This window comes from Auritidibacter ignavus, assembly GCF_029853775.1.
In the GTDB taxonomy this organism is placed as follows: domain Bacteria; phylum Actinomycetota; class Actinomycetes; order Actinomycetales; family Micrococcaceae; genus Auritidibacter; species Auritidibacter ignavus.
The window spans coordinates 1,461,846-1,481,739 of the sequence record NZ_CP122564.1; the positions used below are offsets into that span (position 1 = coordinate 1,461,846).

At 59.2% G+C, this 19,894-nt stretch carries 18 protein-coding genes; 10 read left to right on the plus strand and 8 right to left on the minus strand.

Features of this window, described 5'->3' with window-relative positions; translation table 11 throughout:
- The first annotated feature begins 18 nt into the window (after positions 1-18).
- Positions 19-987, plus strand: a complete 969-nt coding sequence (locus QDX22_RS06675; RefSeq protein ID WP_341849177.1) for a metallophosphoesterase — start codon at positions 19-21, stop codon at positions 985-987.
- On the opposite strand, the gene QDX22_RS06680 is transcribed toward QDX22_RS06675, so the two are convergent.
- Positions 965-1,900 carry a phosphoribosylaminoimidazolesuccinocarboxamide synthase gene (locus tag QDX22_RS06680; RefSeq protein ID WP_110122953.1) on the minus strand — a complete coding sequence of 312 codons (936 nt, stop codon included), beginning with the start codon at positions 1,898-1,900 and terminating at the stop codon, positions 965-967. The two genes, QDX22_RS06675 and QDX22_RS06680, sit on opposite strands and share 23 nt — an antisense overlap.
- 68 nt (positions 1,901-1,968) lie before the next feature.
- Positions 1,969-3,255, minus strand: a complete 1,287-nt coding sequence (gene purD, locus QDX22_RS06685; protein WP_110122954.1) for a phosphoribosylamine--glycine ligase — start codon at positions 3,253-3,255, stop codon at positions 1,969-1,971.
- Between the two features lie 147 nt (positions 3,256-3,402).
- On the opposite strand from purD, the gene QDX22_RS06690 reads away from it, so the two are divergent.
- The 5 genes from QDX22_RS06690 (at position 3,403) to purM (ending at position 6,947) form a co-directional block, all read left to right on the plus strand.
- Positions 3,403-3,732 carry a hypothetical protein gene (locus QDX22_RS06690; protein WP_110100698.1) on the plus strand — a complete coding sequence of 110 codons (330 nt, stop codon included), beginning with the start codon at positions 3,403-3,405 and terminating at the stop codon, positions 3,730-3,732.
- Positions 3,729-4,787, plus strand: a complete 1,059-nt coding sequence (locus QDX22_RS06695) for an asparaginase (protein WP_279717651.1) — start codon at positions 3,729-3,731, stop codon at positions 4,785-4,787. Before QDX22_RS06690 ends, QDX22_RS06695 begins: the two co-directional genes overlap by 4 nt.
- On the plus strand, positions 4,787-5,191 hold the full coding sequence (locus tag QDX22_RS06700) for a sterol carrier family protein (RefSeq protein ID WP_110098026.1): 405 nt from the start codon (positions 4,787-4,789) through the stop codon (positions 5,189-5,191). The genes QDX22_RS06695 and QDX22_RS06700 overlap by 1 nt, the downstream gene beginning before the upstream one ends.
- Before the next feature lie 110 nt (positions 5,192-5,301).
- Positions 5,302-5,760 (plus strand): hypothetical protein, encoded by a 459-nt coding sequence (locus QDX22_RS06705; RefSeq protein ID WP_146206239.1) that lies wholly within the window; start codon positions 5,302-5,304, stop codon positions 5,758-5,760.
- A gap of 26 nt (positions 5,761-5,786) precedes the next feature.
- Positions 5,787-6,947 (plus strand): phosphoribosylformylglycinamidine cyclo-ligase, encoded by a 1,161-nt coding sequence (purM, locus tag QDX22_RS06710; RefSeq protein ID WP_244924652.1) that lies wholly within the window; start codon positions 5,787-5,789, stop codon positions 6,945-6,947.
- Here the strand turns inward: purM and QDX22_RS06715 are convergent.
- Together QDX22_RS06715 and QDX22_RS06720 are read right to left on the minus strand one after the other, a co-directional pair.
- Complete coding sequence (locus QDX22_RS06715) at positions 6,944-7,942, minus strand: Sir2 family NAD-dependent protein deacetylase (protein ID WP_279717652.1); 999 nt, start codon at positions 7,940-7,942, stop codon at positions 6,944-6,946. The genes purM and QDX22_RS06715 overlap by 4 nt on opposite strands.
- Positions 7,943-7,996: 54 nt before the next feature.
- Positions 7,997-8,221: a DUF3073 domain-containing protein gene (locus QDX22_RS06720; RefSeq protein ID WP_110100702.1), complete on the minus strand. Its 225-nt coding sequence runs from the start codon at positions 8,219-8,221 to the stop codon at positions 7,997-7,999.
- A 264-nt stretch (positions 8,222-8,485) separates the two neighbouring features.
- Here QDX22_RS06720 and QDX22_RS06725 point away from each other — a divergent pair, with 264 nt between their 5' ends.
- The gene (locus tag QDX22_RS06725) at positions 8,486-9,247 is read left to right on the plus strand and encodes a septum formation family protein (protein ID WP_110098031.1); all 762 of its coding nucleotides are present in this window, start codon (positions 8,486-8,488) and stop codon (positions 9,245-9,247) included.
- Between the two features lie 125 nt (positions 9,248-9,372).
- On the opposite strand, the gene clpB is transcribed toward QDX22_RS06725, so the two are convergent.
- Together clpB and QDX22_RS06735 are read right to left on the minus strand one after the other, a co-directional pair.
- A complete protein-coding gene (gene clpB, locus QDX22_RS06730) occupies positions 9,373-11,964 on the minus strand; it encodes an ATP-dependent chaperone ClpB (protein WP_279717653.1) in 2,592 nt (863 codons plus the stop codon).
- Positions 11,965-12,063: 99 nt separating this feature from the next.
- A complete protein-coding gene (locus tag QDX22_RS06735; protein ID WP_166769852.1) occupies positions 12,064-12,939 on the minus strand; it encodes a hypothetical protein in 876 nt (291 codons plus the stop codon).
- A 123-nt stretch (positions 12,940-13,062) separates the two neighbouring features.
- Here QDX22_RS06735 and QDX22_RS06740 point away from each other — a divergent pair, with 123 nt between their 5' ends.
- Together QDX22_RS06740 and QDX22_RS06745 are read left to right on the plus strand one after the other, a co-directional pair.
- Positions 13,063-14,358: a YihY/virulence factor BrkB family protein gene (locus tag QDX22_RS06740; protein ID WP_279717654.1), complete on the plus strand. Its 1,296-nt coding sequence runs from the start codon at positions 13,063-13,065 to the stop codon at positions 14,356-14,358.
- 3 nt (positions 14,359-14,361) lie between these two features.
- Positions 14,362-15,063: a class I SAM-dependent methyltransferase gene (locus tag QDX22_RS06745; RefSeq protein WP_110098035.1), complete on the plus strand. Its 702-nt coding sequence runs from the start codon at positions 14,362-14,364 to the stop codon at positions 15,061-15,063.
- 78 nt (positions 15,064-15,141) lie between these two features.
- Here QDX22_RS06745 and QDX22_RS06750 read toward each other — a convergent pair whose 3' ends face one another.
- Positions 15,142-15,789, minus strand: a complete 648-nt coding sequence (locus QDX22_RS06750; RefSeq protein ID WP_110100708.1) for a hypothetical protein — start codon at positions 15,787-15,789, stop codon at positions 15,142-15,144.
- A 122-nt stretch (positions 15,790-15,911) separates the two neighbouring features.
- Between QDX22_RS06750 and trmB the strand changes: the two genes are divergently transcribed.
- A complete protein-coding gene (gene trmB / locus QDX22_RS06755; protein ID WP_279717655.1) occupies positions 15,912-16,763 on the plus strand; it encodes a tRNA (guanosine(46)-N7)-methyltransferase TrmB in 852 nt (283 codons plus the stop codon).
- Between the two features lie 186 nt (positions 16,764-16,949).
- Here trmB and QDX22_RS06760 read toward each other — a convergent pair whose 3' ends face one another.
- On the minus strand, positions 16,950-19,814 hold the full coding sequence (locus tag QDX22_RS06760; protein ID WP_279717656.1) for an ExeM/NucH family extracellular endonuclease: 2,865 nt from the start codon (positions 19,812-19,814) through the stop codon (positions 16,950-16,952).
- Positions 19,815-19,894 lie beyond the last annotated feature (80 nt).

Genomic DNA, 19,894 nt, shown 5'->3' on the forward strand with positions numbered 1-19,894 from the left:
GACCCTGGGGTGGTAGAGGTGATCACATCCGCCACGCTGTGGCGCCGGTTCGCCGGTGCCACAGCCGTTACGGCCGTCGCGGGTGTTGCGAGCCTGGTATACGGCGCGTGTCTGGAGGCCCGCTGGTTTAAAATCCGTCACGAACAGGTGCCGGTCTTGCCCGCTGGTCGTCCTCGGTTGCGGGTATTGCATATTGCCGATCTGCACATGGTCCCATCCAACCGTGCCAAGATCGACTTCACCCGCTCGCTGGCTGAACTAGAGCCCGATCTGGTGGTCAATATTGGTGACAATCTCGGTCACCGTGACGGTCTGAAACCGGTGCTTGATGCACTGGGTCCGCTCTTAGATCTCCCCGGAGTTTTTGTTCCCGGTTCCAACGACTATTTCGCTCCTCAGCCAGCGAATCCGCTGAAGTATTTCCGTGGGCCCTCGAGCAAGCACGGATCCGCAGCACGTTTAGCGGACCGCGAGGTCCTGCCCTACCGGGAGCTTTTTAGCGAATTTGAGCACCGGGGCTGGGTGAACCTCACTAACGCACATCACGATCTGCACCTCGCCCGTCATCGCCTCGCGGTGGCCGGCACCGATGACCCCCACCTCGACCGTGACCGCTGGCCCGGGTTTGGTTCTCACGCGAGAACAGCAGATCTCACCCTCGGGGTCACTCATGCCCCCTATACCCGGGTACTCGATACCATGGCCGCCGACGGCGCGCAACTGATTCTGGCCGGACACACCCACGGGGGACAAATTGCTCTACCCGTGGTGGGACCGCTGGTGACTAACTGTGATTTACCACCCCGGCAAGCCGCAGGCCTGTTCGGATGGCCTGATCTCGTGCCAGGGCGGAACGCACCCGTCGAATCTGCTACGACCATCGTCAATATTTCCGCCGGTATCGGGGCGGCCCCCAAAGTTCCGGTCCGTTTTGCCTGCCGCCCCGAAGCGGTGGTGCTGGATCTTATCCCTGCGGTGTCGCGCTGAATTCTTCCCCGGTGATCCGACGGTAGGCTTCCAGGTACCGCTGACGAGTTTTCTCCACGATATGCTCAGGCAATGCGGGAGGCCGTTGCCCAGAGGCCGGGTCCCAGCCGGACTCTTCGGAACTGAGCCAGTCACGGACAAACTGCTTGTCAAAGGAGAGCTGGGGGCGTCCTGGTTCGTAATCTCCGGCGTCCCAGAACCGTGAGGAGTCCGGGGTAAGCACCTCATCACCTAAGGTGATCAATCCGGTGGAGACATCAATACCGAATTCGACCTTCGTATCGGCCAGGATGATCCCGGCGTTGCGAGCAATCTCCTCGGCCTGACTGTAGAGTTGCAGGGTCATCTCCTGCAAGCGGGCGGCCCGTAGCAAACCGACGCGTTCACTCAGCTGCTCGAAGGTGATGTTTTCATCGTGCTCGCCCACCGCTGCCTTGGCGGAAGGGGTGAAAAGAGGTGGGTCTAGACGAGAGCCATCCACCAGCCCATCGGGTAGTGGGATACCGGTGACAGTACCGGAAGCTTGATATTCCTTCAGCCCGGAGCCGGTCAGATAGCCTCGGGCGATGCATTCGACCGGTAGCATCTGCAAACGCTTGACGATCATGGCGCGTCCGGCGACCTGCTCCGGAACGTCCACAGAGATCACATGATGCGGAATCGGATCCAGGTCTTCGGCTGGCTGGGCGAGCTGCTGGAACCACCACAACGACAGTTGGGTGAGGATTTTGCCCTTATCGGGGATACCGGGGCTGAGGATGTGGTCGAAGGCCGAAACCCGGTCGGTAGCGACCACCAGCAGGCGATCTGATTCACCGCTGGGCTGATCGCTGGGCTCGTAGAGGTTACGGACTTTGCCGGAATAGATGTGGCGCCAGCCAGCAAGTTCAAGGACGTCGTGAGAGGTCATCATCTAACTTTCATCGCGGACGGATTGACGGTTCACGTGGACAACAGTAGCCCGGGCGGGCACTGCGTTAGTTAGGGAAGCTGAATCTCGCCAGCCACGGCACGGCGGGCGATATCGGTGCGGTACTGGCCGTCTTCCAGATGAATTAGCTCCAGGCCCTGATAGGCCCGTCGCCGTGCCTGCGCGAGCGTGTCACCTTGACCGACAACAGCCAACACTCGTCCACCGGCGGAGAGATACTCACCGCTGTCGTTGGCGGCTGTCCCGGCGTGGAAGACGGCGACCTTCTCCAGAGCCTCAGCATCCGCAATTCCGGTCATCACCGCACCGGTGCGAGTGGTTCCCGGGTATCCCGGGGAGGCCAGCACCACTGCAACGGCGGAGGAATCAGTAAACCGCGGAGTCAGCTCCGGACGCTCGGCCAGTTCCGAGCGTGCCGCGGCGAGTAACAGCTGTCCCAGCGGTGTGGTCAATCGAGACAATACCGGCTGGGTTTCGGGATCACCGAAGCGAGCATTGAACTCAATCACCCGGATCCCCCGGGTGGTCACAGCCAGTCCACAGTAGAGCACACCCAAAAACGGGGTGCCACGCTGGTCCATCTCAGCCAGCACCGGCCGGGCAACCTGGTCCAGCACCTGCTCGGTGAAGTTCTCCGGCAGCCAGTCCAACGGAGTGTAGGCCCCCATTCCCCCGGTATTGGGACCCTGGTCGTCGTCATGGATGCGTTTGAAGTCTTGAGCCGGACTGAGCGCAACTGCCCCGTCCGGGGTACCGTCGGCGATCACGAATACCGAAACTTCGGGCCCGTCGAGAAATTCTTCGACCACCACGGTGGAGCCGGAGGCGAAACAGGATTCTGCGTGAGCCAGAGCAGCCGCGAGATCCTCGGTCACCACCACGCCTTTACCAGCGGCCAGCCCGTCATCCTTGATCACGTAGGGGGCACCGAACTCGACACAGGCGGCCCGGACTTGCTCGGCGGTTTTCGCGTGCACCGAGGCAGCGGTGGGTACTCCGGCAACGGTCATGACTTGCTTGGCGAAGACCTTGGAGGATTCCAGTTGCGCAGCGGCGGCGCTGGGGCCGAAGACCGGGATGTGCACAGCTCGCAGAGCATCGGAAACCCCGGCTGCCAGAGGCGCTTCGGGGCCAATGACGACCAGGTCCGAGCCGAGCCGTTGCGCCAGTGCCACGACCTCTTCGGGGTCATTGGCGTCAATCTGGTGCACGGGGACCTCGGCCGCAATCCCGGCATTACCGGGAGCAGCATCAACCTGGGTGACGTCGGGGTCTGCCAACAGGGTACGGACCAACGCATGTTCACGCCCGCCGGGGCCTAGCACAAGAATTTTCACAGTTCCCAGGGTAGTCGTTTCCCTCCCCTGCCGTCGCGGTGCAATGACTGCGACGGGCAGACCGGGAGAAATCCACCGAGAAAAGCCCGCCAGAGTAGCTGCCAAGAATTCGCCCCGCGACGGCAGTATGGCTTTAGACTGGAAGGTATGGCAGATCAGCACGATCCCCACCACGAGCCCTCCAATGACCGCTCACGCCGGCCCGGAGACGAGCCCCGATCAAAAAGCTGGGTGCAACACCGCGCCGATTTATTCAACCAGCTCGCCCCCGGTGAATCGATGTTGCCGGACTGGGCAGCATCCCTGTTCGTGTGGGTCATGGGTGCCCTAGCCGGTTCGATCGTCCCGTGGTTTTTATTCCGGTTGTTTACTGGCGCCCAACGTGGCGATATGACGCAAGCGACAATCAGCATCGTGTGTGGGCTGATTATTGGCACCGTAGCGCTGATCCTCTTCCGCAAAAGCAGGGCACGATGAGTTCCCGGACCTCGAACTACTCAAAACCGTTAGCCGGTACTGCGCTGGGCTCGGATTCCGTGGAGCTGGCCCAGCTGATTCGCAACGACTTTATTGAGACCCGATTTATCGGCTCCGCGGTGGTCGTCGATCGCACCGGGGCTATCCAGGCCAAGCTGGGTGATCCGGCGGCATTGATCTACCCGCGTTCGGCACTGAAACCGTTTCAGGCCTTGGCCAGTCTGCGCCACGGGGCAACGCTGGATACCGAACAGTTAGCCCTGGCAACTGGATCGCATACCGGCACGGAATACCACCAGCGACTGGCAGCGTCGATGCTGTCCGACTACGAGTTAGACAGTTCCGCACTACAGTGCCCACCGTCGTGGCCGTCTTCCCCGAAAGAAGTCGCCCGCATGGCAGCCGCTCAAGCGCCAGTGCACTTGAATCCGCGACGGATTGCTCACCCGTGTTCGGGAAAGCACGCCGCATTCCTCGCGGCCAGCGTCGCCGCCGGTGATCCGGTGAAATCCTATTGCGAGCCGGGACATCCGATACAACACGAAGTGGACCGGGTGCTGGAAGAATACTTGCAAACCACCATCGCACGGCACGGCGCCGATGGGTGTGGCGCTCCGGCGGCTATCACCTCACTGACGGCCCTGGCCCGTGGGTATTCGCAGTTGGCAGCCTCGGTGCATGACCGGACGGCGGAATGGACGGCAGTGATGGTGGCCCGCTCAATGTTGGAGGCCCCTGATGCAGTGCAGTCCCCCACCGGGTTCGACTCGGTGGTGCTCAAAGAACTCCAGGTGTTGTGTAAGACCGGGTCCGAAGGGGTCGTGGCCATGGCCAGTGGCGACGGCACCGCGGTAGCGGTGAAGATGCTGTCCGGTTCCTCCCGGGCAGCCCATACCGTCGCGGCCGTGTTGCTAGCCCAGTTCAGCGACCCGCGACCGGATGTCTCCGCACTGACACAGGTGTTAGAGACGGTCTCTCCCCAGATCACCTCTGCCGGCCGCCACGTCGGTCGCACCCGACTCTCCGATGAAGTCCTGAGGGTGATCGGTTCCTGATGGCACGTCGCAAAATTGATCTTCACCAGGGGCGAGCAGCCGTCGATGAGCTATTTAGCCATGCCGACTACGCCAGCCTCCCCCGTGCGGTACAAGCCACGGCCATCCGGTTCAGCCTCGAGGAGTTGGCCGATCGTGCCCCGGGAAAAACCGTAGAGGTCAGAGTCCCGCCGTTTGGGGTCACCCAGTGCATCGACGGCCCCGAGCACACACGGGGCACTCCCCCGAACGTGATCGAAACCAATCCTGAGACCTGGATGGAGCTCATCACCGGGGAAATCGACTGGGACCAAGCGGTGGCCTCGGGCCGGCTGCAGGCCTCCGGTTCACGAGCCGACCTCACTGATTGGTTGCCACTATTTCACCCGCCCCGCACGGCGCCACCCTCGGAAGACCGCACCTAGTCAGAACTGTTGACCGCCTTGTCCTATCGCGCTGTGTGCCAACTCGATCCTGACTGTTGCCGGCTACACACGAACCGGCGCAGAGGTTTTTCTCGCTAAACTGGGTCCCGATGTCCTCACCAGTTTCTCCACAATCCGCGCCGGATCCTGACCAGCCCGACGGATCCCCACAACCCGAGCAGGAAACCGTCGTGTTTCGTCGGGCACCCAAGATCGCCCCATTTCTCGTCGGCGGAGCGTTGCTGGGAGTCCTGGTTGCTTTGGTGATGGTCGGGATCCAAGGCACCAGCGAGGATTACACGCTGATGGCCACCCTCGGGTTCTTCGCGGTGCTGTTCGCCGTTCCCGGTGTTGCTCTCGGTGGCCTGTTGTGGCTGGTCTTGGATCGCCAATCGAAAAAACATACCCGCACCTACTATTCGCGTCCTGTCGATGATCCCCGCCAAGCTGATTATGCGGTCACCGATGACGAGTGGTCGGCATGGCGCTCCCAAACTGCCCGGCGGTTAGCCGACGAACAATTTCAAGCCCGCAAACAGGCACGCAAAAACCAGAAGAAATCCAGCTGATTAGCTCACCGGGAAGGGAAGAACTCGTGACCAGCCCAGATGATCAACACATCACCTACGCAGGCGCAGGTGTCGATGTCGAAGCCGGTGATGTTGCCGTGGCTTTGATGAAGGATGCCGTCAAAGCCACCCACGGTGAGCACGTTCTTGGCGGTTTCGGTGGCTTCGCTGGAATGTGGGATGCCTCGGTGCTGACCAGCTATTCGCGTCCGGTGCTGACCACCTCCACCGACGGGGTCGGCACCAAGGTTGCCATTGCCCAGGCGCTGGACATCCACGACACCATCGGCCAAGATCTGGTAGGAATGGTCGTTGATGACATTGTGGTGGTCGGGGCCAAGCCACTGTTCATGACCGACTACATTGCCACCGGTAAGGTCATCCCAGAGCGTATCGCCGATATTGTCCGGGGCATCGCCACCGGTTGTTCACTGGCCGAAACTGCACTGATCGGTGGTGAAACCGCAGAGCACCCCGGACTACTCGCGGAGAATGAATATGATGTGGCCGGAGCTGTGACCGGAGTGGTCGAGTCTGACCACATCCTCGGGCCAGAGAAGGTCACCTCCTCGGATGCCATCATTGCCATGGCCTCCTCGGGTATTCACTCCAACGGCTACTCTTTGGTGCGCCGGATTGTCAGCGCTCAGGGGTGGGATTATCACCAGCACCTGCCCGAATTTGGTCGGAGCCTAGGTGAAGAGCTCCTCGAGCCCACCAGAATCTATGCTTCGGTCTGTGCCGGACTGGTCGATCACCTCAATGGTGAAGCTCACCGCGCCGGAAAGCCAGCACCGTTGCACGGCTTCTCGCATGTCACCGGGGGCGGGCTAGCCGCAAACCTCGCACGTGTGTTACCTGCTGGGCTGATGGCGATCGTGGACCGCGGAACCTGGTCCATTCCCCCGGTGTTCTCGGTGCTCACCGAGGCCGGCGGTGTGCCCCAGGCCGATGCGGAACGGACCCTAAACCTGGGGGTGGGCATGGTAGCCGTGGTTGAGGCGGATCACGTCGAAAAGGCACTGGCATATCTACGCGACCACGAGGTGCCATCCTGGCAGATCGGTACTGTCGATACGCTCGACCAACAACTCATCGACAACACTGTCGCCGAAGACGTCGTGCAGGGTGCAAAGGGTGTTGACGGTGGCACGGTCGTGTTGCAGGGTACCTACGCCGTCGCTTAGGGGAACTCTTTTTTCACCTGGTCATCCAGCCACTGTAAGGCCTGGGAGGTATCGGCCCGCCACCGGAAGGTCGCCCGGGCATCGGCTCGGGAGGGGCCGGCGTTGATAACCCCCACCGGTTGGTGGCGGTGGACCATATCGAGCACCATTCGGTAGCCCGACATGACCGCCACGGAGGATCCCACCACCAACAGCGCTCCGGAGCCAGCCAACAGCTCGTTGACGCGATGCTTACGCTCAGCCGGAACGGCTTCACCGAAATAGACCACCGAGGGCTTCAACGCGGTGGAATCGCATCGCAGACAACCAACCATCTGGAACTCGTTGATCCACCGCAACTCTAGGCGTGCGTCGCCATCCGGGTTGATGTCTTCTGTGCCGGTATCGGCTCGTTGCAGAAAACCTGGATTCGCCTCTTCCAGCCGACGGTCCAAGCTCGCTCGTGATTCCACGGCCCCGCAGTTCAGGCACTGGATCTCACTCATATCACCGTGCAGAGCAACCACGGTGGAGTAATCATCGCCGAGTTCTTGAGCGGCTCGCTGATGGAGCCCGTCGACGTTCTGAGTCACGATGCCGGAAATGATGCCGGCTTGAGCCCATTGGGCCAAGACCTGATGTCCAGGGTTGGGTTGGGCATGCTCCAGGTGACGCCACCCCACGAACGATCGAGCCCAATACCGGTGGCGGGCCACCGGGTCGAATCGGAACTCCTGATAGGTCATCGGGCGGTGGTGGCGCAACGAACCGTTGGGCCCCCGATAGTCGGGGATGCCAGAACCGGTCGAAATCCCGGCTCCGGTCAGCACCGCTGGGCGCAAACGGAGGAGTTGCCCGATTCCTGCTGAGGCCACCCGGTCATTTTGCAGCGGTCGGGAATCGTCGACGACGCGAGCGATGGAACGCAGGGCCGCTTGGTGGGTTGCGTAGGCCGGATGATCAACAGAGATCGCCTCATCAACGTAAGGAACCGATCGGTCTGATGAAGAGTTCATCGGATCCGATCGGTTATCAAGCGCGCTGGGCGTGGAACACCGACGCCACACAAACTACCGAGGTGACGAGTACCCGTAGTCATCCTCGTCGTGATCGTCTTCGTCCTCGTAGACGTTGTACTTATCCGCGTAGTCAGCGTATTCGTCGCTAACCGTGGGTTCGTCATGTTTCTTCCCAGAGAGTTCTCGCTCCAGTGCTGCGAGATCGGTTGCCGGGGAAAAATACTTGATATCCCGAGCCTGACGTGCTGCTTTTGCCTTTTGACGGCCGCGCCCCATGAGCGTGACCCCCTTCGCGGTCTCTTAGCCCTCCAATGGGCACAACATAAGGCTCATGCTGGTGCCGGAGGTCATGTGTTCAAACTGGTTCGTGCTCACCAGTTTAACATGTTTTCAGGTGTTGTGCCGCCACATATCGTGGTGCTCAACCGATAGCGAAGCATTGGCAGTAGACTGTCACATGTGTCAATTACGTCACGCTAAACTACTCATCCACCGCTGAGCACTGCCGTCTTCGGTTTTGACGAAAGGACTGGATAACCCATGACAGAGCCGGTCAACGAGGAACCGTCCCGCCGGGGTAGCAGAGCAGTGCCGTCCGAGACCAGTTCTGAACGCTCGCCTCGGTCACAGCGTCCCTCGCGTCGTGAGATGCGTCGGCGTCGTCAAAGCCGTCGCCGATGGATTCTCACCGGCGTGATCGTGCTGGTCATTCTCCTCATCGGTATCGGGGCCAGCTGGTTGATCCGCTCCGGTGTCTTCGACGGAGATGACTCTCCGGAAGCCTCCGAGGACGTCTCCCGCAACCCCTCCCCTGGCTTGGATGGTGTTGTTGCCACCGAGGTGTGGCCCGAAGACCTGGAGCCCGGAGATTGTTTGACGGACTTTACCGATACTGAGTCTGTCTCGACGATCGTGGACTGCGACTACGCTCACGACGCACAGCTGGTGGGACGTCAGATTCTGTCCGAAGCGGAGACCTATCCCGGTGCGGATCAGATGCGCACCCGTGCCGACGAATTCTGCGCGGCTATTGAGCTGACCGGTTCTACCGATGCCAGCGTCGTCACCCGAGTCTCCAGCCCCTCGGAGGCGTCCTGGAATGAGACCGGTGACCGCCGAATTGACTGCTTCGTCGAAGCTGAAGAATCTGGGACTCTGACAAATTCCTTGATCGGCCAGCCGGTGTTGGATGTCGCCGAGGATCAGAACCTCTCCGAGCAGCCCTCCCGCGACAGCAACGACGCAGAAACTACCAGCGAAGAAACCAGCGCTGCCACCCAGGAGGAAACCTCTGAGGGCTAATCTCTGTAGCCTCCTGGGCACCGTAGCCTCAGCGACGCAAACGGCCAGCTACCCTGCTTGGTACAGGCTAGCTGGCCGTTGTCGCTGGTCTCTGCGGTGGTTGCTGAGCACGGCAGAGACCAGGATCAGTTCTGGGTACTCACCGCGTGGACGTCAAGCCCGTCCGGGGTCCGGTCCACTGCCACGGTGTCGCCGTCGGTGATCTCCCCGGCCAGAATCTTCTTGGCGAGTTGATCACCAATTTCGCGTTGCACCAACCGACGCAACGGACGTGCGCCGAAGGCAGGATCGTAGCCGGTATCGGCCAGCCAAGTCAGGGCAGCGTCGGCGACCTGCAAAGTGAGCCGACGTTGTGCCAGTCGCTCGCCGAGGTCTTTGACTTGCAGATCCACGATCTTGGTCAGGTCCGACAGCGAGAGTGGCTCGAACTGGATGATGTCATCCAACCGGTTGAGGAATTCGGGTTTGAAAGCCGCCCGTACTGTTGCCTCCACGGACGTCTTTTTCTCCTCCTCCGACAGCGCGGAATCCACCAGATACTGCGACCCCAGGTTCGAGGTCAGGATCAGAATGGTGTTCCGAAAGTCTACGGTCCGACCTTGACCATCGGTCAAGCGCCCATCGTCGAGAACCTGCAAGAGGATGTCGAAGATCTCCGAGTGAGCTTTTTCCACCTCGTCGAGCAATACCACCGAATACGGCCGACGTCGGACTGACTCGGTAAGCTGACCACCTTCGTCGTAACCGACATACCCCGGAGGGGCACCGACCAGTCGGGACACCGAGTGCTTCTCGGAGTACTCACTCATATCGATCCGGACCATGGCTCGGTCGTCATCGAAGAGAAACTCCGCCAGCGCCTTAGCCAGCTCGGTCTTGCCGACACCGGTGGGTCCCAGGAACATAAACGAACCGATCGGCCGATTCGGATCCGAGATCCCTGCCCGACTACGTCGCACAGCATCAGCCACAGCAGTGACCGCGGACTGTTGCCCGATCAACCGGTTGCCGATCACGTCCTCCATCTGCAGGAGCTTTTCTTGCTCGGAGGTCATCATCCGTCCAGCTGGAATGCCGGTCCAGGATTCGATGACATCGGCAATATCGTGAGCTGAGACCTGCTCAGAGACCATGGTCTCTTCGGATTTTTGGTCCTGCTCACTGGCTTCTGCGGCACGCAATTGCTGCTCGACATCAGGAATCTCACCGTAGAGTATCCGGGAGGCTTCTCCCAGATCGCCTTCACGTTGAGCCTTCTCGGCCTGCGAGCGCAATTCGTCCAGCTGAGCACGCAGGTCACCGGCCTGGTTCAGGGAGGCCTTTTCGTTCTCCCATTGGGCCGTCAGCGCGGTGAGTTTTTCCTGCTCATTGGCTTTTTCCTCGCGCAGGGCAGCCAAACGCTCCACCGAGGCCTGGTCCGTTTCGCCGTCCAGGGCCATTTCCTCCATCGTCAACCGGTCGACCGCACGGCGCAACTGATCGATTTCTTCCGGGGCTGAGTCGATTTCCATCCGCAATCGGGAGGCAGCCTCGTCCACCAGGTCAATGGCCTTATCAGGCAACTGACGCTCCGTGATGTATCGATCCGAGAGGTTCGCGGCAGCCACCAACGCACTGTCGGAAATCGCGACCTTGTGGTGGGCTTCGTAGCGCTCTTTGAGACCACGGAGAATCGCAATGGTGTCGTCCACCGTGGGTTCGCCCACGTACACCTGCTGGAACCGGCGTTCCAGTGCCGGGTCTTTTTCAATATTCTCTCGGTACTCATCTAGCGTGGTCGCCCCGATCAAGCGCAACTCACCGCGGGCCAGCATGGGCTTGAGCATGTTGCCGGCATCCATCGATCCTTCCGAGGCTCCGGCACCGACCACCGTGTGGATCTCGTCGATAAAGGTCACGATTTGACCGTCGGATTTCTTGATCTCTTCTAAGACGGCTTTGAGACGTTCTTCGAATTCACCGCGGTACTTCGCACCGGCCACCATCGAGCCGAGATCGAGAGAGATCAGCTTCTTGCCTCGCAGGGACTCAGGAACGTCGCCGGCCACGATGCGTTGGGCCAGTCCTTCAACGACTGCGGTCTTACCCACACCGGGTTCACCGATCAGCACCGGGTTGTTCTTGGTCCGGCGCGAGAGCACCTGAATCAACCGTCGGACCTCGGCGTCACGACCAATAACCGGGTCTAACTTGCCAGACTCGGCTAGTTTCGTCATATCGGTGCCGTATTTTTCCAGTGCCTGGAACGTGCCTTCCGGATCAGCAGAGGTGACCCGCTGATCGCCACGCACACTTGTCAGCGCTGCACGCAACGCGTCAATCTGTGCACCGGCGTCCCGCAGGGCCACTCCAGCTTCACCGGTGTCAGCCGCCAGGCCCAGCAACAGGTGTTCAGTCGAGATGAACTCGTCCTGCAGTGAGCTGGCCTCATTCTGAGCCGCTTGGATCACCTGTAAGCCGGCACGAGAGAGCTTCGCCTGAGCCACGGAATTACCCGAGGTCTTCGGGAGTTTTTGGATTGCTGTCGAAGCAGCGGTGGACACCACATCGGGGTTAGCCCCGGCTGCTTTCAGGATGGACACTGCAATGGAACCGCGCTGGTCCATGAGTGCTTTGAGAACGTGTGCCGGTTCGATTTGGGGGTTACCGGCTGTCGAAGCGTTCATCGACGCCGCCGAGAGCACTTCTTGAGATTTTGTGGTGAACTGCGCGTCCATCACATCTCCTCCCTTGATTCATTCACGAATAATACTTGAGTCTAATTAACTCAACCCTGCGGTGGGAGGTTTTATTCCACAGGATCCGGGTTGCAGCCGTTAGGTACTGGAGCTTTCGTCCGGCGAGGCAGACTCTGTTGCTGAGGAGGTATCGTCAACTTCTGCGGGGTCCACGAGCTGCTCGAGACGTTGAATCTGCTCGGTATAGAGACTCAACGCGTCGTCGGGGCTGATGTTATTGGCCACAATATAGACGTGGTATTGTCCACCCACGGAACCACCACCGAGATAGAGGTTCTCGAGGTCATCATCACGACTGGCTTTAATGCCCACGTGCACCGCGTGCAAGGATTCCAGTTGTTCGAAGGTCGCTTCGGCTCCGTCGACGCTATCGGATTCGATGGTGTCGCAACTTTCGGCAACCTCGGAGAACAACTTCATTGGCCGGGTTTCCTCAGCGGTTTCAAACACCATGATCTCCACGTGTGGTTCTCCGGAGAGCTCCTGGGTCTCGGGACCGTCGGAGCTAGTATCCGAGGTTTCCTCAGATTCGGAGGGCGACGGGGAGTCAGAGGCGTCGGCGCCATAGTCGTATACGCCGGTTACACCGTGCGATACCTGTGAGGTGTAGGAGTTGACCGCATCAATCGCCTCACCACATGTACCCTCGGGTTCAAAACCGGTCAGTGTCAGGTAGAGGCTCAATGGCTGGCTCTGGAAACTTTCAATCGAAAACTCGGTGGCTCCCCCCTCAGGCAAATGTTCTGCCGGAATCAGGATTTCCGATAGGTCATCACGGCTGGTTTCGACAGACGATTCATCACTGGGAGAACTAGACGTATTGGCCGAGTCCTCCGGTTCCGGACCGCCTTCTTCTGTTTGACAACCGCTCAGGGCCAGCCCAAGACTCAGGAACAGGGCGCTCAGCACCATAGGCTGCAACGGTGAGGAGGGAACGTGACCGCGTTTCTTCATAGTCAATTTCATAGTCAATATCGTACCGTCTTATCCCATACCCCCAGCAGTATCGACGCGGTACCTGTCCTTGGCCCTGCACGTTCTCTCGGCTGACCGGCGATGATTCGATAGGCTCATATTATGCCTCTCACCCGCCGGTTGGCCAGGAAACAACGTCAGACGTATCAAAACCCTCGGCCCACCGTCTGGTTCGTACTGCGTTGTACGATCACGCGACTACTCGAACTTCAGGTGTGGGATGTTGCTGCCACGATGACGTTCTTTCTGTTGCTCTCGGTCCTGCCGGCCCTGATTGTTTTGGTCTCGGTCGTTTCACTTCTCGGTTTGGCCGATGAAACCATCGGGACGGTCGCCGAGCTCATTCACGAGTTGATTCCGACACTAGATACCGAGGTCATTACCACGACCTTGATGGCTTTTTCAGAAACATCTGGTTCTGTCCTGACGATTGTGATCAGCATTTTGGGATCGATGTTCTCAGCCGGACGAGTCATTGCCGCCTTCCACCGCGCCATGAATACTCTCTACGGGACCCGTGAGGGACGTAACTTCTTCATGATGCGCGCGGTGGTCTTCGTCGAAACCATTGTGCTGATGGTGTCCTCACTGGCCTTGGTCGGTTTGATCATTATTGGAGGCGACTTTTCCCGTCGCATCGGTGGGATGCTGAACCTCTCCGAAGAATCGGTCAATGCTTGGAATACGGTCAAATGGCCCATCATCCTGCTGGTGTTGATCTTGCTGATTACAGCCGCCTACTACCGCGGGCCCAATGTGAATCTGCCCCGTTACCGGTTTATCACTGCGGGCGGGGCATTCACCGTGCTCACACTGTTCGCCGGGCTAGTCCTCACTGGATGGTTGCTAGAGAACTTCTCCATCTTTGACGGAGTACTCGACACCTTCTACGGAACGATTTACGTGATCCTGTTTCTCTGGGTCGGTGCGATCGTGATGATTGCTGGGGCCGCCTGGGATGCTGAGTATCTGCGCGCCAAGCAGTTGGCCGAGGGATTGCCCGCATGGGACCGGTTGCAGTTGTCTCCCGAACACACTCGACAGCTCGAGGTCCTGGACTACCGGTCACGGTTCACCGACTATGTCGGCCACGTCGTGGTTTATTCGGTGCACACTGAAGAACCCATCACCACTTTGAAGACCGCGCAATTAGCCGAGAATAAAAGTATTTTCGCCATCAATAGGCCCCGCAGGTCCAGCTCGACCGGAAAGCCCTACCGGTCCGTCTTTGTTCCCGAAGATTTCGGAGACAACATCTATGAGGGCCAACGAGTTCATCCAGAGACCGGGGCACGGTTGGTCTATCCGCCCCAGCGACCAACCCGGTCCAATATCAACGAACGTCGCCAGCAACTTCAAGAAGACTCCAGCGGCTTCGAAGAAAGAACAGGAGACTAGTTCATGAACCTCTTGGCTGAATCATCCGGCTGCCCTTTACCCGACCACAACACCTGGCGTTCTATGATCGCTCGCGACCCGGAACATTCGGTGCGCTATGCGCAACGATGGCGTGACCTCGACCGTGAGGGGAAAGACCTTGACGGTGAGGCCCGACTGGTGGATGCGTTAGCCGATCGATCCAGCCGAATCCTGGATGCTGGGTGCGGGACCGGACGGACCGGAGGCTATCTTGCCACCCGCGGGCATACTGTCATTGGCCTTGATCTGGACGAGTACTTGATTGACGTGGCCCGTGAGGATTTCCCGAATGGTCGCTGGCATGTAGCCGATCTGGAGCAACTACCGGCCAGCCTGTCAGCACAAGCTCGACTCGATCTGTCTGAACCGTTTGATCTCATCGTTTCGGCGGGCAACGTTATGGGCTTTTTGTCGAAGAACGGTCGGCACCCCGCTCTCACGAGCCTCTGTCAGCTACTGGCACCGCAGGCACACTCGCGCGCAATCATTGGCTTCGGCGCCGGCCGTGGCTGGGACTTCCGAGATTTTCTTACCGAGGCTAGAGCCTGTGGCTTTGACATCGAGCAACTATTCTCCTCCTGGCAAGCCCACCCCTTTAACGAGGACTCCGATTTCTTGGTCGCGGTGCTGACTCGATCCGATCAGTCAGCCACAGCCAAGTGCCAGAATAGCAGTGCGGGATGAGACCTCCACAGAAGTCCCATCCCGCACCGGTGACAACTACACCTCTGCTGTGCCTATCACAGCAAGAGTCTCTCAGACTTAGCCAAGATTCAGGTTGCTAGCAACTTTCTTGGAGCCTTTCTTCGCCTTTTTGGCAGCCTTCTTCAGGGCTTCTTTCTGCTCCTGACGGGCCTGCTTACGATCGGCTTTGAACTTCTGGCGAGCTTCTTCGATCGCTTCGACTTTCTGGTCGGTGGCTTCCTGGATAGCTTCTACTCGATCGTCTTTGGCAGCCGAGATCTTCTTGGCCCGCTTGGCCGCGGCCTTCTTTTTCTTACCGCCTCGGTTGAACAGCGAGTCCAGAGTGATGGCGATACCGCTACCCAAGAACAGGATGTCCTTAGCAACCGCAGTACCCGACTCGGAAGGACGGATGCCGTCGGATTCAGTCATTTCTGGGGTGTTCAGGTACATCGAAACCAAACCACCGGAGAAGGCGGACAGGGCAGCACCAGCGACCCAACCAGGAACCATCGGAACCAGCAACGAAGCACCCACACCAATCTCGGTGGTGGTAATGAACTTCTTGAACTCTTCGCCGGACATATCTTTCACAGCAGGGACACCGCGGGCAGCCATGTCGCGCAGACCTTCAGCTTGTTCATCGGAGATCTTGCGCTTATTCAGCCCGGAGTTCAGCACAAATGCGCCGGCCGCTAGGCGGAGAGGGATTTGAACAATGCTCATCGGAAGTCCTTCCTCAAGAAACGTTTTCCGGATCCCACTTTATAGGGTTTGCACTGGAAATATCACGACCCTTCTCACAATTTCGGCTGAGCGAGGATATTAACCGGCCTAAACTGATGGGGATGACCTCTTCAGACTCTTCACCGACCTCTGACAACGCTATTCCGGAGAAATATCATCGGACTCCGGTGTCTTTTGTGCGCCGTTCAACGAAGCTCTCCCCTAACCGCCAAAAGCTCTGGGATGAATCGCTGGGCCAGTGGATCGTCGATGTGCCACGGCATCACACCTCGATGTCGGTAGACCCTAATTTTGTGATTTCACCGTCTGCACTCTTTGGTCGTGACGCTGAGCTCGTGATCGACATCGGGATTGGTCACGGGGAATCCACCATCGCCGGCGCGAAGGCCCACCCGGAACGTGATTTTCTGGCCGTGGAGGTCTATACGCCAGGATTAGGTAAACTCCTCGCAGCGATGGTGGACGAGGGGCTCGACAATATCCGGGGAATTGAGGCCAACGCCCCGGAGGTCATTGACGCTATAGAAGGCCAGGCCCAGGAGGTCTGGGTTTTCTTCCCCGATCCGTGGCAAAAAGCCCGGTATCACAAGCGTCGGCTGATTCAGACCGGTTTCGTCACCAAACTTGCCACCGTGCTACGTCCAGGAGGCACTCTACGGCTGGCCACTGATTGGTCCAATTACGCCGAGCAAATGCGCGCCGTCATGGACCAGCACCCGAAATTCACGAATCTTCATCCGCACCGTTTGCGCGGCCCAGACTCTCCGTTGACACGTGCGAAGCGTGAGGGCACTGATAATAACCAGCCCGTACAAGAAGCCGAAGCTCTGGATACCATCGGTGGCTGGGCACCACGATTTACAACCCGTCCGGTCACTAGTTTCGAGCGGAAAGCAACTGAGGCAGGTCGCTATATTTTCGACTTGTGCTATCAACGCGTGGCAGATCACTAACCAACGTCTGCTCTCGGCGGCTAACGGCCATCGCACGGCTCGCGTAGCTGTTGTTCGCTGATCCCGCCTAGTCTCTTCACGCGACGTCGTGCCACTTCGTTTTACGGAGCAGGTAGCAGTCCGCCCACGAGGTCACCTGCATCAGGTGGCCCCGCGGGCGGACTATTTAGAGTACCGGGTCAGTGATTAGTGAGCCCGGCGACGGGTCAGCAAGATGCCTGCCAATACCAGTCCAGTTGCCAGTAGCATGATCGCTACGACGCCGGCACCGGTGGATGCCAGTGCACCACCCTTGTCCGAGTCAGACTTGGACTGATCCTCACCAGCGACCTGGTCGCCCTGGTTCTCAGTTGACTCGTCGCCATCCTTGGATGGATCCTGAGCACCGTCGGAAGTGTCCTCGGTCGAGTCTTCGGTGGTAGCATCCGTCGGCTCCCCAGTGCCCTCAGTCGGACCCTCGGTACCCTCAGTCGGACCCTCGGTAGGCACCTCAGTGGGCTCCCCAGTGCCCTCCGTCGGATCCTCAGTACCCTCAGTCGGCTCCTCAGTGCCCTCCGTCGGATCCTGCGTACCCCCAGTCGGCTCCTCGGTGGGCTCTTCAGTCGGCTCCTCGGTGGGCTCTTCAGTCGGTTCATCGGTAGCAGTCAACCGTAGCCCGAAGACTACAGGATCGTGATCAGAAGAACGGAATTCGTTCGGCTCGTAGATCTCCGACTGTGCAGGATCGGTATTGTATCGGGTTTCGTAACCGAGAATTGGCACCTCGTCGGAGTTGATGCTCCAGGACGCAGCGCCAGTGACGAATGGCTCCAAGGAGTCGTGTGCTAGTGCGTAATCCAGGTAGCCCAGCTGGCCGTCGAAGACGTAGGAGTAAGCGTATTCACCCTCGTACTTCTTCTTCAGGTCCACGAATCCGCCATCGGTGAGGGTGGTAATGGGGTTCTCATGGTCGTATGCGTTCAGGTCGCCCATAATGACCGGCTTGGGCATGTCCTTGGACCAGTCCACTAGCGCCTTGGCGGCCTCGGTGCGTACCGGATCGCAGTTACCGACGAGGTGGGTGTTATCAGCTTCGTTACCGCACTCGGAGCCCTTGGACTTCAAGTGGTTGGTGATCACGGTGAACTCGCCTAGCTCGTTATCTGCACCGTCTTCGGTGTTCGCGGTGAAGGTTTGGGCCAGGGCGGGACGGTTGCGGTTGGTGTCAAACCGGGCATCGACGCCAGCGTCCAGTACCTGGTGGTCTCCAACAGGGGTGACCACATCGGGCTTATACATCATGGCAGTGGTGATCGCATCGGTACCCAGCTTGCCTGTTTCCACGGCGACGTAGCGCTCTTCGCCCAAGTACTCGTTGACACCGTCAACAAGGTTTTGCAATGCCACATCCGAGTTATTCTCGATTTCCATGAAGCCCACAACGTCGGCGTCCATCTTGGCGATAGCGGTTACCAGCTTTTCTTTCTGGCGCTGGAACTCTTCCTCGTTGCGAGCCCCACGCTCGTTGAAGGTGGTGAAGTAGTTCAGCACGTTGAAGGCAGCAACCTTGATGTCTCCACCCACCTCGGGTACCTCGGTGTCACGCGGGTTCGCGGCAAGGTGCTCGGCAGCCTCGGTGCGCTGAATCTTCCAGCTGTTGTTGCGGTAATCCATCACACCGGTGATGTTGTTGAACTGATCCCCACCGCGGAAGATGTTGTCCACGGTGAAGGGCTCGCCATTGGGGTGCATAGCCGGGTGCACGTTCTGGATCGAGTTGCGGTCATCAATGGTGAGGCGGTTGGCCTGGTTGGATTCGTACAGCTCTTCGGCCTCGGCAGAATCCGGGGCATGAATAGCGGTCGGCGTATACTGGCGCTGCGGTCCCACGACGATCTCACCGAACCGAGCGAACTGGTAGGTCTCCAGTACGACCGATTCAGCAACATTGACACGCATGCCCTCCAGGTGCTCCAGGTCGTCTTCCACCGGGAAGGTGATCTCGACCGGCTCGGGAAGCTCAGCGGTATCGCACTCGGTGACAGTGGTCTTCGAGAGCTGGGTCTGCTCATAGTACTCACCGGCGGTGCCGGCCACAGTCACCACGGTGCCGTTCTCGGGTGCATCGTGACCGGGATTGTGAATAAACAGGCCCTCGGAGGTCTGGTCGTTGTCATCGACATCATCGGGGAGCGACTGGATCCAGAAACCGTTGGAACCCCCAGATTTATTCCAGAAGTCACCGATAACCACACCACGGACGGTCACGTTCTGGCCTTTGAGCGGCGTTTCCGTGCCTTCACCCTGCACTTGGTTAATCGGGGTGGCCTCCGCCTGGCAAACCTCGGTGGGCTGATCGGTCGGGGTCGGCGTCGAAGTTTCCGTCGGGTCTTCGGAGGGTTGTTCACCGTTTGGTTCACCCGGGGTGCTGGCCACTTCAAAGTCACCCCGAGGCTGGTCGGTGTTACCGGGCAGACCAGCACCGTTGTAGGCGTTCGGCACCCAGGTGTCAGATCCATCAGGAACCCGGGAGGCGCCACCCAGTGCACCGGTGTAGCCCTCGAAGGTCGAGGCGCGCAATTCAGTTCCGTAGGCCAAGTCGCCATTATCTCCGTCGTGGATTCCGACAGCGTCCAGAACCTCAAAGTTGACGTCGGCGTCAATCTCACCGTTGCGGTCAGCGTCGACCACAGCGTTGGTGCCCGGGTTGCCGCGTACCAGCAACAAGCTCAGTGACCCGTTCTGCAAGCCATTCTGCGGAACGGTGAGCAACCCGCGGCCGTCGGCGTCATAGTCAAGACCACTGGCGTCGTAGTTGTGCACGACGTTGCCCTGGTTATTATTGCTATCGCCCTCAACGCCCAGGATGCGTAGCTCGGTCGTGTCGAATCCTTCAGGGATCAGGATTTCAACGAACTCGTAGGTATCTGTTCCCTGTTCATCGGTGACAAATTCATTGATCACCGGTTCGTCAACGACGGCTGCCTGGCTGATCTGGGATAACCCCACCAGTGCCGAGGCGCTCAGTGCTGATGCTGTCAGAACAGCAACAACTTTGTTGCGCACGCTCATGTACCCTCCTCAAGGCAAGTAATGGTGTTGAGACATACCGACCTTAGGAGGGACACCTAGACGGCGACAGAAGTTTCACT

Excerpts from the sequence above, each read along its gene's own strand:
- QDX22_RS06700 (WP_110098026.1), top strand. The coding sequence starts at position 4,787 with ATGGCACGTCGCAAAATTGATCTTCACCAGGGGCGAGCAGCCGTCGAT.
- clpB (WP_279717653.1), bottom strand. The coding sequence starts at position 11,964 with ATGGACGCGCAGTTCACCACAAAATCTCAAGAAGTGCTCTCGGCGGCG.
- QDX22_RS06715 (WP_279717652.1), bottom strand. The coding sequence starts at position 7,942 with ATGAACTCTTCATCAGACCGATCGGTTCCTTACGTTGATGAGGCGATC.
- QDX22_RS06680 (WP_110122953.1), bottom strand. The coding sequence starts at position 1,900 with ATGATGACCTCTCACGACGTCCTTGAACTTGCTGGCTGGCGCCACATC.
- trmB (WP_279717655.1), top strand. The coding sequence starts at position 15,912 with ATGACCTCTTCAGACTCTTCACCGACCTCTGACAACGCTATTCCGGAG.
- QDX22_RS06695 (WP_279717651.1), top strand. The coding sequence starts at position 3,729 with ATGAGTTCCCGGACCTCGAACTACTCAAAACCGTTAGCCGGTACTGCG.
- QDX22_RS06720 (WP_110100702.1), bottom strand. The coding sequence starts at position 8,221 with ATGGGGCGCGGCCGTCAAAAGGCAAAAGCAGCACGTCAGGCTCGGGAT.
- QDX22_RS06705 (WP_146206239.1), top strand. The coding sequence starts at position 5,302 with ATGTCCTCACCAGTTTCTCCACAATCCGCGCCGGATCCTGACCAGCCC.
- QDX22_RS06760 (WP_279717656.1), bottom strand. The coding sequence starts at position 19,814 with ATGAGCGTGCGCAACAAAGTTGTTGCTGTTCTGACAGCATCAGCACTG.
- QDX22_RS06740 (WP_279717654.1), top strand. The coding sequence starts at position 13,063 with ATGCCTCTCACCCGCCGGTTGGCCAGGAAACAACGTCAGACGTATCAA.
- QDX22_RS06725 (WP_110098031.1), top strand. The coding sequence starts at position 8,486 with ATGACAGAGCCGGTCAACGAGGAACCGTCCCGCCGGGGTAGCAGAGCA.
- QDX22_RS06750 (WP_110100708.1), bottom strand. The coding sequence starts at position 15,789 with ATGAGCATTGTTCAAATCCCTCTCCGCCTAGCGGCCGGCGCATTTGTG.
- QDX22_RS06735 (WP_166769852.1), bottom strand. The coding sequence starts at position 12,939 with ATGAAGAAACGCGGTCACGTTCCCTCCTCACCGTTGCAGCCTATGGTG.
- QDX22_RS06745 (WP_110098035.1), top strand. The coding sequence starts at position 14,362 with ATGAACCTCTTGGCTGAATCATCCGGCTGCCCTTTACCCGACCACAAC.
- QDX22_RS06690 (WP_110100698.1), top strand. The coding sequence starts at position 3,403 with ATGGCAGATCAGCACGATCCCCACCACGAGCCCTCCAATGACCGCTCA.